Raw genomic sequence first — 13,015 nt, forward strand, 5'->3', positions numbered from 1 at the left:
TGCACCCGATGCAGAATGCTGTGACCTTGCCGCCGCCAATCTGCCCGAAGGTCGCAGATGTCAAACACCTACAAAGGATCGGGCATGAACCAGACACGTGGTGGCGATACACTCGCATCCATGCAACGCATCCTGATCGGCATCGGTTTGTTCGTGGCCCTGATCGGGCTCGCGTGGCCGTGGCTGTCGAAAATCCCGCTGGGGCGACTGCCCGGGGACATCGTCGTCGACCGGCCCGGCTTCCGGTTCTTCATGCCGCTGACGACGATGATCATTGTCAGTGTCGTTCTGTCACTGATCCTCTGGTTGTGGCGGAAGTAGGCCCTGGGGAACCTCTGATTTATTCTCCGTTCGCCCAGAACCCGGTCGAAGGGTGAACGCTGCACCGTTGACACTGCTGCACTATTTTCGGGATGTGCTTCGATGGATAAACCATTCCCTGCGGTCATCCCGCGGGATTCCTTTCAGTCATAAACTCAGCACGAACGGAATTAATCAGACCTCCCTGGGTGCCAGGCGCCAGGCTCCAGCCAGAAAAGCAAAGGCCCTCCAACAGGAGGGCCTTGCTTCAAGCCTAAGGCCTATTCCTCCTACCTCGTCGCCGAGAACGGATACTCACCGAATGGTCCGAAGGCGACATTCACCACGTTGAATGTCCCGGCCATCTGCGCCGGCGAGTTCGCCGTTGCCGCAGTCACGCTCCCTGTGAAGTCGCGCACTGTCACACCGCTGGCAACATTGTTGTGCAGGAAGTGAATCCGTCCTGTGGACTGACAGTAGTAACCACGCACCGGCGCGATGCCGAGCGATCCCAGAATCACACGACAGACGCTGCCGCCAGGACCACCCGGCCCGCCCTGACTGTCGATGGTCAGCGTGGCGTACGTCTGGTCGATCAGAATCGACCAGGTTCCCACCACGGTCGACGGCGGCGTTGCGGACGCTATCCCGCTCACTAGCAACCCCACTCCCGCCGCAACGACCGCTGCCAGCGCACGCCGATGCGACGCGCGGATCCGATTGAAGTTCGACATTGCAGATACTCCAGATTGACGAGAGATCATTTCTCTCAGGAGTAGCAACGGAACGCACAGTCTGATCCGGACTGGTACTGAAGTGCTGGCGGGCTTGAGGCGGCTGGGCACTGGGCTGCTGGCCAGAATCGGAACAGAACCGCTGTTCTCTCGCCCACGGCCCAGCAGTCCAGCGCCGAGCAGCCCTTGCTCAATCCTTCCTCGGCTTCCAGGGCCCGTTGGGTACGGCTTTGGGCTCCTGGTCGCGCTCAGCGACCACAATCTTTGTGTCTGCGGGCGGCTGTGCGGTCTCGCTCTGTGTGACCTGCTGTGCCGCGGGCTTGCGAATAACCGTGTTGCGCTTCTCGGGATCTGCGGCGGCGGTCAGGGTGAACATCGACAACGCCACCGCGCTCAGGAGGAAAAGCTCTTTCATGACTGTCTCCACTGGCTGGTTCCAATGGAGACAACGGATTCCTGAGCGTCAGCAGGACACGCCGTGACCTTTGGTCAGCGGGGGTGCGCGTGCAGCGGCCGCACCGAAGAGATGCGTCGCAACATTCCCTGCCTGCCCAGGTCGGGCGAGCTGTCGCGCAACGTGATGCACCGGCCGCGGAAATCGCTGTCCTCGCACAGCTCCCAGGTGCCTCGTCCAATCGTCACGCTCTGGGCGCGATCGTTGAAGCGCCCCACGTCGCGCACCTCGGCGTCGTAGTTCGCGGCGGCACCGCGATAGTTGAGCTGATCGTAGAGAACGATGGACGCACTGCCTGGTGGTCGCGACGGACCGGCGCCGCCATTGACCGGCCGCACGGAGGAAACGCGCGACGGCAATCCTTGCGCAGCGAGGTCGGGCGAACTGCGACTGAGCGTGACGCAGCGACCCCCGAAGTTGGCGTGCTCGCAGACTTCCCAGATGCCGCGGCCAACGGTAACGCTCTGCGCGCGGTCGTTGAACTGGCCCAGCCCGGATTGCGAGGAGCTCACGTTCAGCGGATTGCCGCGATAGTTACGCTGATCGAACAGCACGATGTAGGGGTCACGCGGGCCAGGACGAGGACCACTGCCGCTGCTGCGCAAGGGGCGCACGGAAGAAATCGTATCGTTCCACGACACGCGCCCCAGATCGCGCTCCTCGCCGGACACCACGGTACAACGTCCCTTGAAATCCGCGTCCACGCAGACTTCCCATTGTTCGCCGGGAGCGACACGCAGGCTGGAGATCGTATCGTTCATACCGATCGAGCGCAGGTTCGCAACCGGCTCGCGCAGCGTCGCATTCTTGCCGTTGAAATTGCTATCGGCGAACACAGTCATGCCGACACCGCCCAGGTCGCGATTCTGCGCGCTCGCCGCGCCGGATATCAGGGCGCCGACGATGCTCATGGTGATGGCCGTGGCGGTGAAGTAACTGCGTGTCATCGATCCTTACCCATGTGACGGTGTGGTTGGGACCAATGATGACAGGCAGAGCTGAACGGAACATGGCTTGACGACCACGCACCGACGAATGAATCCGCAACTGTGACGCTTACATCATCCTGCAATCGTTCGAAGCGAGCATCCCGGCTAACACCTGTCGTGCTTTCTCCCCATAGCGACGCACGGTTCTGCCCGTGACGCCCAGCACTCTCGCGATCTCCCCTTCCGTCAGACCGGCGAAGTAGCGCAGCTCAATCACTTGCCGCATGCGCGGACAGTCCTTCGCCAGATCCTGCAGCGCGTCGCGTAAGCGCCGAACCTGTGCTTCGTCCGCCATGTCGCTCTCGTCGATCTGACCATTGAACGCCACATGCAGCGCCTTGCCTCCGCGTCGTTGCGTCAGGCGCTCGCGCACGAAATCGACGATCACCGAACGCATGATGTGGCCGACGTAGCGAAGAAAGTGCTGGCGGTCGACGATGTGCGGTGCACGTGCACTGGCCAGCCGCAGATAGGACTCGTGCACAAGCGTCGTTGCGTCGAGCAGCGTGTCCGGTGAATTGCAGGCGAGGCGATGCTGAGCGAGCCGCCGCAGATCGTCGTAGCAGGTGGCAAAGACGCTGAGCAGCGCTGAACTGTCACCGGCGTCGGCGCGCTGGATCAGATCAGTGATGGACGTCCCTTGCAGCATGGCGCGATGGTGCGCGCCGCATTGGTCGCTGAGAATTCAACCAAAGGTCGAGGACCGGACGTTCAGTGGACTTCGAGCGCCTGTGTCAGATCGTCGATGAGGTCGTCACAGTCTTCGATACCCACGGACAGTCTGATCGTCGCGTCAGAAATACCTGCCCAGGCGCGCTGTGTCGCATCGAGATCGCGCGGCATCATGAGCTGGCCCGGCTGCACCAGCGACTCGGTGGAGCCGAGGCTGGCCGAGATCGCGAACAGTCGCAGCGCATTGGCGAAACCCGGCGCGGATACGGCGCTGTCGAGATCGAAGGTCACGATGGTGCCCATATCGCGCATCTGCCGTGTCGCCAGAGCATGCTGCGGATGCGATGGCAGGCCGGGATAGGACACTCGCGCGACTGCCGCATGCGACGCGAGAAATTGCGCGATCTGCTGTGCGTTCTCGCACTGCCGCTCGTAGCGCAGGAAGTACGTCTTCAACCCGCGCTGGATCAGGAACGCCGAATGTGGATCGAGCGTTGCGCCCAGGACCACGCCGTCACCACGCATGGTGTCGATCAATTCGCTGTTCGCGATCACCGCGCCGCCCATCACGTCGCCGTGGCCGGCAGCGTATTTCGTCAGGCTGTGCACGAATACATCGATGTCGTACAGGCCGTGGTTGTGGAAACCGGCGAACGTATTGTCCAGCACCGTGAGCGCACCGTGCCGGCGTGCTGCGGCCGTGATGCCTTCGATATCGGCGATCTTGAGTACCGGATTCGTCGGCGATTCGAAAACGATCAGGCGCGTCGGCGTGGCGGCCAGGGTCGCTTCCAGGGCATCGCCGTCCTCGATCGACAGCACCGTGTGCCGCACGCCGTACCGCGAGAGCACGCGCCGCACGACATGTCGCGTCGGCTGATAGGACTCCGCGAACAGCACGACGTGATCGCCCTGCCGGCACAGCGCGAGCAGGGCGAGACTCACCGCGCCCATGCCCGATGCCGCCAACAGGCACGCATCGCGGCCCTGCAACTCGGCGAGTGTCAGCTCGAGCTGCCGCAGTGTCGGGTTCGACACCCGCGAATACTGAAAACCCTCGCGTTCTCCGCGCGACTGGCGTTGCGACTCGGCGACATCGTCGAAAGTGAATTTCACCGATTGGTAGATCGGCGCCACCAGCGGCCGGTTGTCGTCTGGAATCTTGACGGCAGGCGGATGATTGACACGGGTCCGGGGTTTCATGGGCCAAGAATCCCACACCCGCGTATTGCGTCAAGACGAGGGCGGCTTTGTGGCGTCGCGCCTGTCCTGCGCCAGCCATTTCTCGGCTTCTTCCATGGAGAAGAATACCCGCAGACCTTCGCGCAACACGCGATGCTCGGTCAGCTGCTCGTACATGCGCGCCATGCCGAACTCCAGCTGACGGCTCACGACGATGGCCTGCCGCCCGATCTCGCTCTGACCGCTGAGAAACTGTGTGTATTCGACCATCTGGTCGTAAGGAATGTGGAGCTGGGCATCGCGCAGATCCGCGAGGATGTCGAGCTTCTTGCGATGAGTAGGATCGGCCCACGTGGCTGCGGCGAGATTGCGCAGATCCGTAGCCGTGACTGCTCCCCAGAGGGTCTGACGAATCAGGTTCTGATCGGGATGAATGGAATACTTGGAAGGCATTGCCTGCGCACAAGGTCCGTCTTGCCGAAGCCGATTCAAACGATCAGCTGTTGGGACCGCAGCATACCCTCGACGCGCGTCGCCGCGGAAATCGGCAGCGCGGAAGTGTGACGCTCGGCTCGCCTGACAACGATGTCATCCCCCGATGACGGTCGGCCGACGCTGCGAGGACGCACGACGGCAAGAGATCGATAAGAAGTTCATGTGACCCTCCGTGATGCCGACATGCGGGAATAGCGATAATATTTTCTGACTGCAAGCGTCGCTGGCGCGCGGGATACTGCCCGCAAATTCAAGCACACTAGTCACGCTCACTACGCACGCCGTCGCCTGACCGATGAAGACCTTCAACCTGACACCGCACCCGAACACGCCCTGTCCGTTCATCGAGGCACTCGAGGTGAGCGTCGAACGGCGCAACGGCGGCGGCTTGTATTGCAGCTATGAACTGCGCGGCGCCATCGATCGTCTGGTGATCCCTGCGCCTGCGGCCTTGCCCGCACGCACGGACGAACTGTGGCGTCAAACCTGCTGCGAAATCTTCCTGAAGCCGGGGAATGCCACACTCTATGACGAATTCAATTTCTCGCCGTCCGGAAACTGGGCGGCCTATCGCTTCGAGCACTACCGGGCCGGCATGGTCGAACTGGAAATGGGCGAACCACCGCGGATTCTGTGCCAGCGCGACACTGATCGCCTGCGTCTGGATGTGCTGATCGCCAGTGGTGAGTGCCCGGATTCGCCGCTGCGAATGGCGCTGTCGGCCGTGCTGAAGGGCACGGACGGGGCGACGTACTACTGGGCGTTGCAGCACCCGACTGGCAAACCCGACTTCCACCACGACGCGGGATTCGTGACCGCGGCAGACGCCTAGTCGTCTGGTGACTAACTCGTTCTTGTCCGTTCGCGCTGAGATTCCATGGACGAACGGAAAGAAACTTACGGGACACCGCACTGGTTCTTCGCGACTATCGCAATGCTTCGATCGGCTGCCACGATGCTGCGCGGCGCAGATGACGCAAGACTGCGAGGGTCGTGATCGCAAGGGTCGCAATCACAGCGCCGACAATTGGCAGCGCGATTCCCGTCGTAGGATCCAACCTGTCGACGAAGCCGCTCAGATACAGCAACCCGAGCCACACTGCGATTGGCAGTCCGATCAGCAGTGCGATCAGGAACGGGACTGCGACTTCGCTGGCGGCCTGACGCATGATCGCCGCATCGCTCGCACCGTGCAGGCGATGCAGCACGAGCTCCATGCGGCGACGGCGCAAACTGTCGGCGACCAGGGTGTATGCACCCAGCATCGCGACGCAGACAGCGAGGAACGAGAGCGCGCCCAGCAGCATGGCCAACGCACCTTCCTGGCGATAGGTCCAGGCGAGCGATTGATCCAGCGTCCAGACGTCGTAGTCGAGCGGCGGCCCGGATTCGCGCCAGATCTCTCCGACGGTCTGCGCCAGCGTGGCGGCGTTCTTTCCGTGGATCATGATGTCCCAGAGCGGCTGGTCCGTGACGATGAAACCCTTGGGCATGCTGGCGTCCCGGGCCGATTCCATCTTGTAGTCGTTCACGACAGCGACGATGCGCCTTTCCTCCGAACCTTCCTGCAGGAAGTCGCCGCCGCCTCGAATGATTTCACCGACTGCGTTCTGCGCGCTGGCAAACCCCAGTGCGCTGGCGGCTTTCTCGTCGATCACGATGTTGGTCTCGCCGCTGCCCGCTCGCGGCGTACCCGCGAGAATGCGCACTCCCAGTGTTGCGAAGAAGCCTGGTGAAACGCTGATCACGCGCAGGACCTGCTTGTGCTGCGATCGACTCACGTGCAGATCGGTAATTCCGTCGGTAGGCAGCCCCGCAGCATTGTCGGTCGAGGCCCAATCAAGAATGTCCGGATGACGGCCGAGCGCGCTCAGGAATTCTGAGAGATCGGGAAGGCGTTCCGGGTTCGCATGGATCATCAACCACACCCGATTGCGGGTTTCGAAGCCCCGGTCGGCGTGCATGAGGTGAAACTGCTGCGCCGCGAGGATGCCGGCCATGGCGCACAGCACGATGGCGCCGCCGAACTGCAGGCAGAGCAAGGACTGGCGGACGCGACGTCCCCACGGACCCTCGCTCGCGGTGCGGCCCTGCAGTCCCGGGGCGGGCGGATTGCGCAACGCTCGCCATGCCGGAAACGCAACGACCAATGGCAGAAGCAGCAATACCGTTATCGCGAGACCGCCCAGTACGCTGCCCGGCACCGGACCCAACACAAAGCCCGGCGGCAGTTGCAGCAGCGCTGCGAATGCCGGCGCCATCCACCACGCCAGGACCATCGCCAGCACGGCCGACAGCGCGATCACGATGAACGCCTCCATCGTCCAGAGCATGAGGAGCTGGGCCCCGGTAGCACCGATGCTGCGCCTCAACGCCGTTTCCCGCTGGCGCTGCAGCAGATGGGCGGTCTGCAGGTTCATGCAATTGAACGTTGCCAGCAACAGCATCAGCACGCTGGCGATCGCCGCCGCTCGCAATACCGTCCAGCGCCGTTCATTGGTCCTGCCTTTGAATGGCAGGTCGCTGAGAGGAAGTGCACGGAAGAAAGCGGCCTCGCGATTGGTCTTCCACTCCGCGGGAATCTGCGCGTACCGCGGGTTGGCGACGAAAGCCTCACGCATCCATGCGCCAATCTCTGCGGCGCTGGTCCCGTCACGAAGCCGCGCGAAGACCTGCCCATTGACCGCGTAGATCGCTTCCTGATGCTCGCGCGGGACTGACGCAGGTGAATCGAAACCCACCATGGCCATTGCGCCGCCGATCCAGGGATTCGGATTGAACAGCGGACTGCGCGGATCAGTATTCGGCAACACCGCCATGACCGTGAACGCGTTGAACTCTCCCTCCTCGCCGCGGCCTTCGATTCTTTTCCCGACGGCCTCGGCGGGCGACAGATCGCCCCAGAGCGTTTGCACGACATCGACGGTGATGGCGATCCCGTCGCGTCGCGTCAGTGCTGCATTCAGATCGCCGTGCAGCGGCGTCAGCCCCAGCAGCGGCACGGCATCCGTGTCGGCAACCAGCAGGTACGCCGGCCACTGACGCCCTTCGTGGCGGATCTCCATCCCGCTGCCAGCCACCCGACTGATGTGATCGAGCGGCGCGCCCGATTGTTTGAGCATCGGACCAAACGCGAGCGGCGAGGCGATGAACCAGGCGTTCTGCTGATCCGGCAGGTTGCCCTTGAAATCCAGCAGTACGATGCGGTCAGGGTCCGTGGTGGCCGGATCGGTTGCACGCAACGCGATCGCCGTCATTGCCACCAGTGCGCAGGCGGCCATCGCAAGCGCCAGTCCACTGGCGGCGATCAGTGCGTGGCTGCGGCGGGTTTTGAGATTCCGCAAGGCATCGACCAGCAACGGCTTCATGACGCCAGATCCGCGTGAGCATCTACCAGCACGCGACCGTCCAGCAGGCGAATGCACCGCGAGGCCAGCGCAGCATGCTCAGCACTGTGTGTGACCGTGACGAGAGTCGCGCCCTCTGCATTCAATTCGCTTAGCAGCCGCATGACTTCATGACCGTGCGCACTGTCGAGATTGCCGGTCGGTTCATCCGCCAGCAGCAGCGCCGGCCGTGCAGCGATGGCGCGGGCGATGGCGACCCGTTGCTGCTGGCCGCCGCTCAACTGACCGGGATGGTGACGGGCGCGGTGCGACAGACCAAGACGCTCGAGGGCTTCGGCCACGCGCAGTTTCTGCTTCGACACCGGCAGGCTGCCGTAGCGCAGGGCGAGCTGCACGTTCTGTTCGACCGTGAGATCGTCGACCAGGTTGAAGCTCTGGAACACGAAGCCGATGCGATCGCGGCGGATCGCTGCCAGCTCGCGCTGGGATTTGCCAGCGACCTCGTGACCATCGAGACGCAGGCTGCCCGACGTCGGCGCGTCGAGCAGGCCCATCAGGCCGAGCAACGTGGACTTGCCGCACCCGGAAGGGCCGGTGATCGCCACGTACTCGCCGGCATCGATCTGCAGGTCGATGGAGTTCAGCGCAGTGGTTTCGACATCGCCGCCGCGGTAGCGCTTCGTCAGTTGCTGCATCTCGATCATGGCAGTGCCAGCCTCTCTGCATTGGAAGGGGGTTCGGAAGTCAGCACGACATCGCCGGCCCGCAGGCCGCCGAGCACCTCGACGTATCCGGTGCCGCGCCTGCCGAGTCGGACCGTGCGGCGATGCAGTTCATCGCCTTCGCGGACATAAAGGGTGGATTGCACGCCGGGCCCATCGGGCACGAGCAGGGCTGGCACGGCATCCCCCATCTGCAACTGGATGTCGACGCTCTGACCGGGACGCAACTGCGTCACTGCGGACGGTTCGGCCTGCTGCAATACGGCGCGGGCTTTGCCATCGCGAACGTCGGGCAGGACCTGCGTGACTTTCAGCATCCCCAGATTGCTCGTCGCTTCCATGCCATTACTGAGGCGCGACAAGTAGTACTCGTCGATCTCCGCCACGAACTGCACGCCCCCGTCCGGATCGTCGATGCGGCCCATCCGGTCGCCGGGACTGACGCTGGCTCCCTCGCGAACCTGGAATCCCGTCAGGCGCCCCGCCATCGGGGCATTGCGATCGAGGCGCTCCTGGGCGCGTTCCAGTGCAGCGAGTCCGTACTGCAATTGTTCGACAGCGCGCGCCATCTCCTCGATCGACACCTGGCGGATCCGCGCCTCCTCGCGCTGATCGCGTCGCACCTGTTCGAGCAGTTCGGCGGAAGTCTCCCGCCTGAGCTCAATGTCTTCGAAGTCGATGGCCGAGACGTAGCCCGCCTCGGCGAGCTTTCTTGTGCGCCGGTATCGCGAGTCGGCAGTGTGGAAGTCCGCCTCGAGCTGCAGCAGTACACGACGGTTCTGCGCAAGGCTCGCGGCCTGTGCACTGCGCTCGATCGAAACGTTGGCAAGCTGTTGCGCGACCTCGGCGCGGCGAGCGAGCAGTTGCTGTTCCATCTCGCCGCTCTGCAGCCGGTACAGCGGGTCGCCGGCATTGACCAGATCGCCGTCCTTCACGAACACCGCCTCGACCCGACCTGCTTCGATCGCATCGAGCTGGAACGATCGAACCGGTTCGACGCGAGCGCGCAAGGCCACTTCGTCGCGGAACTGGCCGAACTTCACTTCCGCCAGTCGCGGCGAATCGACCACCCGCGTCGGCACCGGCTGACGCCAGGCAACGAATGCCGCACCGAGCACCAGCGCGGTCAGGACGGCATGCTTCGAATAGCGAAGCCACGTCGGTGGCTGCGGCAACGCTCTGTCCATGGCGGCGCCGCTGACAGCACTCGCGCCCTCCTGAGACGACAACCGCAGTGATTCCGGGGCATGCATGCGCATACAGGGTGATCATGGGCAGCGGGCAAGCCAAGCCCACCGTTCGTTTCCGGACACCTCGCTGGCATCGACCCCGGGAACGCTGCGATGATGCAGCGCATGGAAGTGGCGTCGCCGCAGTCTCCGATCCTCGTCCTCGATGACGACCCCGACGTCGGACTCTCGGCGCAACTGCTGCTGCAGCGGCGACTGGCGCCGGTCTTCTGTATTCGCAGGACGGTCGAGCTGTTCGGTGCGCTCGAGCGCCTGCAGCCTGCATTGCTGCTGCTCGATCTGAACTTTGCCCCCGGTCGGACCGATGGCGAACAGGGACTGCGGCTTCTGGATGAAATTCACGCCACCGCGTCGCCGCCCGTGGTCGTGGCACTCACGGCCTACGCTCACATCGATCTCGCTGTTCGTGCCGTCAAACGCGGCGCCTACGACTTCATCACCAAGCCTTGGGACAACGTGCGCCTCGTCGCTACCTGTCGCGACGCCCTGCAGCATGCAAGGCGCACGCAGTCGGGGCCTATATCAGATGCGACCAGCAGCTCAGCGCCGGCAGCGCAGCCGCTTGCAGCACAGGAACGTGCCGCGGTGCTGCGAGCGATGACGGACGCACAGGGAAACCTCAGTGCTGCGGCCCGTGCGTTGGGTCTGTCGAGAGCTGCGCTGTATCGGCGACTCCAAAAGCATGGTCTCTGATCGACTGCGACTCGCTGCAACCTCTGTGCTGTGGTGCGCCTGTGGTGTGCTCGGAGCGATCGCCGCCGACTCGTCGCGCACCTGGGCCGCGGCGGCCCTGCTCGGCAGCCTCGGCGTGATTATGGGATGGCCGCTGGCGCGAGCACATCGCCGTACCGATGCGACGACGCCCGAACCACGATTCGAGCCGCGGCCCGCGACGCTCGATGAACACACACTCGCCGCGCTCTATCTGGAGCGGCTCCCCATCGCGTTGTGGCTGATCAAAGGCGAACAGGAACCGCAGGTGGTCACCAGTCGCGCACGGCGCCTCGTGGCGAACGGCGGCGTCCGGGACACCCATCAGTTCACGCAAATGCTGCGCAGCCGCGCGTCGCGCGACGCGATCACGCTCGACACCGAGCGCGGGCCTGAACGCTGGCAGATCCATCGCCAGTCACTCGCGATCGAAGGCGAACAACAGTGGCTCGTGGCGCTGACACCGATCGAGAACGAACTCGAATCCGAGTCGATGCAGGCGCGGCAACAACTCGTGCAGATTCTGACCCACGAAATCATGAACTCGCTGACACCGATCAAGAGCCTCAGCGAGACCGCGCTCGACCTGCTGGACGATGCGGACGCGACTCTCGATCTGCGAACGGCGCTCGACGCCATCGGCCGGCGCACGACGCACATCGCAGCATTCGTGGATTCCTATCGACAGATCGCCCAGTGGCCCGCGCCTGTCATGACTCCTGTCGATCTGGGTGCGTTGTTCGCACGCCTGCGGGCGGCGATCGAGGCGCGCTGGAGGGCTCGCAACGGAACCGTCAGTTTCGAGATCGCCTCTCCAGGCGCTCGCCTCATGGCTGACGAAGGGCAGCTGGAGCAGGCCCTGCTGGCACTCATCAGCAATGCCGAGAACGCCACGGCAGCGCAGGCTGAACCGCAGCTCGCGATCCAGGCGAAGCTGGGACGCGGCGGCCGGATGCTGATCAGCGTGCGTGACAATGGTGCGGGAGTTCCGGAAGGTCTCGAACAGCAGATCTTCCTGCCCTTCTTTACCACGCGTGAAAACGGGCAAGGCATCGGGCTCGCCGTGGTCCGGCAACTCATTCACGGAATGGGCGGCCGGGTACGGTACGTCCGCAGCCTGCAGCCGGGCGCGACATTTCTACTGATGTTCTAGAACGCTTCAATCGGCCGCCACGACACCGCCTGGAACAAGGCTCGAGCGTTTTCTTTGGTGTGAACGCCAGTTGAGGCAAGAAACGCTTCGCTACCGATTTTGAGATAGGTTCTAGTCAATCTTTCCTGCGGCAATGATTGCCCGAAGCTCCTGCGCCATCAGGATGTCCTTCGGACGACCGAGCGCCTCTTTCGCCCTGATCAGGTCGTTGATCGACATCACACCCACCTGACGGCCGAATATTTCGAAGCGCACCGCATTCCTGCGAACCTCTTCGAAGTTGCCCAGTCCGGTGATTGAGCCGAGCACATCCAGTGGCCCCAGATCGGTTTGCAGATAGATATTCCTGAGCGGCACGCCTGGATCCGGGTTGTCCAGGAACGAGAGCCGCTGCGGGGTCTGGCGATGTATGGGGTGGAGATCGCGGAACGCGGTTCTCAGCTTTGCGACCGTCGCATCTGTCAGTACGCTGCAAACATCGAGGCCCCTCGTCAGCATCGACGAGCCATGCAGCATCGCCGCGAACCCACCGACGATGACGAAGTCGATCTCAGCGTCGCACAGCGCCTGCAACAGCTTGTTCAGTTCCGTCATTCTCCGCCCTTGCCTGGCGCGACTGATAGGCTGCCCGCATCTGCATCGCCAGTTCCAGCGCCTGCTGGTGCTGGATTGCCCTTTGCTCGGGAGTGAGGCGCAGACTCTCCTCGATCAGGCTCAGGTCGATACCAAATTCGCGTGCTGCGTCCACGGTACTCATGGCCGCAAGGCTATCACAGCATGGGGTATCGAGCGGATGCGCGTCCCTCCGCGTTACGCGGAAGCGTTGATGAGAACGATCGCAGCCAACTTCCGCCTACGACCGGTATCGACCCAATATAGATATTCCGTCTCGCTTTCCGTGATAGTGAATACGGCTGGCAGGTAACTGTCAGTGAGGGCGGGACTGCACCGGCGAATTACGAATATTTCGACCCAAACATTCGATGTTCACCGCTTTGGCTTCGAA

General features: G+C 63.2%; 15 protein-coding genes. 4 read left to right on the forward strand and 11 right to left on the reverse strand.

Annotated features, from left to right (window positions below):
- Positions 1-84 precede the first annotated feature (84 nt).
- Entirely contained in the window at positions 85-321 is a 237-nt protein-coding gene (locus tag VIZ63_RS09880; RefSeq protein WP_331609412.1) for a DUF2905 domain-containing protein, read from the forward strand.
- A 269-nt stretch (positions 322-590) separates the two neighbouring features.
- Here VIZ63_RS09880 and VIZ63_RS09885 read toward each other — a convergent pair whose 3' ends face one another.
- The 6 genes from VIZ63_RS09885 to VIZ63_RS09910 all read right to left on the reverse strand — a co-directional run bounded on the left by VIZ63_RS09885 (position 591) and on the right by VIZ63_RS09910 (position 4,784).
- Positions 591-1,034, reverse strand: a complete 444-nt coding sequence (locus VIZ63_RS09885; protein WP_331609413.1) for a hypothetical protein — start codon at positions 1,032-1,034, stop codon at positions 591-593.
- Between the two features lie 190 nt (positions 1,035-1,224).
- A complete protein-coding gene (locus VIZ63_RS09890; RefSeq protein WP_331609414.1) occupies positions 1,225-1,449 on the reverse strand; it encodes a hypothetical protein in 225 nt (74 codons plus the stop codon).
- Positions 1,450-1,523: 74 nt separating this feature from the next.
- Entirely contained in the window at positions 1,524-2,435 is a 912-nt protein-coding gene (locus VIZ63_RS09895; protein ID WP_331609415.1) for a beta/gamma crystallin-related protein, read from the reverse strand.
- 109 nt (positions 2,436-2,544) lie between these two features.
- The gene (locus VIZ63_RS09900) at positions 2,545-3,126 is read right to left on the reverse strand and encodes an ECF-type sigma factor (protein ID WP_331609416.1); all 582 of its coding nucleotides are present in this window, start codon (positions 3,124-3,126) and stop codon (positions 2,545-2,547) included.
- A 62-nt stretch (positions 3,127-3,188) separates the two neighbouring features.
- The gene (locus VIZ63_RS09905) at positions 3,189-4,352 is read right to left on the reverse strand and encodes an aminotransferase class I/II-fold pyridoxal phosphate-dependent enzyme (RefSeq protein ID WP_331609417.1); all 1,164 of its coding nucleotides are present in this window, start codon (positions 4,350-4,352) and stop codon (positions 3,189-3,191) included.
- A gap of 30 nt (positions 4,353-4,382) precedes the next feature.
- Complete coding sequence (locus VIZ63_RS09910; protein WP_331609418.1) at positions 4,383-4,784, reverse strand: STAS/SEC14 domain-containing protein; 402 nt, start codon at positions 4,782-4,784, stop codon at positions 4,383-4,385.
- Between the two features lie 337 nt (positions 4,785-5,121).
- Here VIZ63_RS09910 and VIZ63_RS09915 point away from each other — a divergent pair, with 337 nt between their 5' ends.
- The gene (locus VIZ63_RS09915) at positions 5,122-5,658 is read left to right on the forward strand and encodes a DOMON-like domain-containing protein (protein WP_331609419.1); all 537 of its coding nucleotides are present in this window, start codon (positions 5,122-5,124) and stop codon (positions 5,656-5,658) included.
- A 94-nt stretch (positions 5,659-5,752) separates the two neighbouring features.
- Here VIZ63_RS09915 and VIZ63_RS09920 read toward each other — a convergent pair whose 3' ends face one another.
- The 3 genes from VIZ63_RS09920 to VIZ63_RS09930 are packed head-to-tail and all read right to left on the reverse strand — an operon-like array spanning position 5,753 to position 10,154.
- A complete protein-coding gene (locus VIZ63_RS09920) occupies positions 5,753-8,194 on the reverse strand; it encodes an FtsX-like permease family protein (protein WP_331609420.1) in 2,442 nt (813 codons plus the stop codon).
- Positions 8,191-8,877, reverse strand: coding sequence for an ABC transporter ATP-binding protein (locus VIZ63_RS09925; RefSeq protein WP_331609421.1), 687 nt, complete (start codon positions 8,875-8,877; stop codon positions 8,191-8,193). Before VIZ63_RS09925 ends, VIZ63_RS09920 begins: the two co-directional genes overlap by 4 nt.
- Positions 8,874-10,154 carry an efflux RND transporter periplasmic adaptor subunit gene (locus tag VIZ63_RS09930; RefSeq protein WP_331609423.1) on the reverse strand — a complete coding sequence of 427 codons (1,281 nt, stop codon included), beginning with the start codon at positions 10,152-10,154 and terminating at the stop codon, positions 8,874-8,876. The genes VIZ63_RS09925 and VIZ63_RS09930 overlap by 4 nt, the downstream gene beginning before the upstream one ends.
- An 84-nt stretch (positions 10,155-10,238) precedes the next feature.
- Between VIZ63_RS09930 and VIZ63_RS09935 the strand changes: the two genes are divergently transcribed.
- Both VIZ63_RS09935 and VIZ63_RS09940 read left to right on the forward strand, forming a co-directional pair.
- The gene (locus VIZ63_RS09935; RefSeq protein ID WP_331609424.1) at positions 10,239-10,838 is read left to right on the forward strand and encodes a response regulator; all 600 of its coding nucleotides are present in this window, start codon (positions 10,239-10,241) and stop codon (positions 10,836-10,838) included.
- A complete protein-coding gene (locus VIZ63_RS09940; RefSeq protein WP_331609425.1) occupies positions 10,828-12,009 on the forward strand; it encodes a HAMP domain-containing sensor histidine kinase in 1,182 nt (393 codons plus the stop codon). The genes VIZ63_RS09935 and VIZ63_RS09940 overlap by 11 nt, the downstream gene beginning before the upstream one ends.
- 111 nt (positions 12,010-12,120) lie before the next feature.
- Here VIZ63_RS09940 and VIZ63_RS09945 read toward each other — a convergent pair whose 3' ends face one another.
- Positions 12,121-12,603, reverse strand: coding sequence for a hypothetical protein (locus tag VIZ63_RS09945; protein WP_331609427.1), 483 nt, complete (start codon positions 12,601-12,603; stop codon positions 12,121-12,123).
- Positions 12,560-12,766 (reverse strand): hypothetical protein, encoded by a 207-nt coding sequence (locus VIZ63_RS09950; protein ID WP_331609428.1) that lies wholly within the window; start codon positions 12,764-12,766, stop codon positions 12,560-12,562. Before VIZ63_RS09950 ends, VIZ63_RS09945 begins: the two co-directional genes overlap by 44 nt.
- Between the last annotated feature and the right edge of the window lie 249 nt (positions 12,767-13,015).

This window comes from Povalibacter sp., from assembly GCF_036520495.1.
Taxonomy (GTDB): domain Bacteria; phylum Pseudomonadota; class Gammaproteobacteria; order Steroidobacterales; family Steroidobacteraceae; genus Steroidobacter.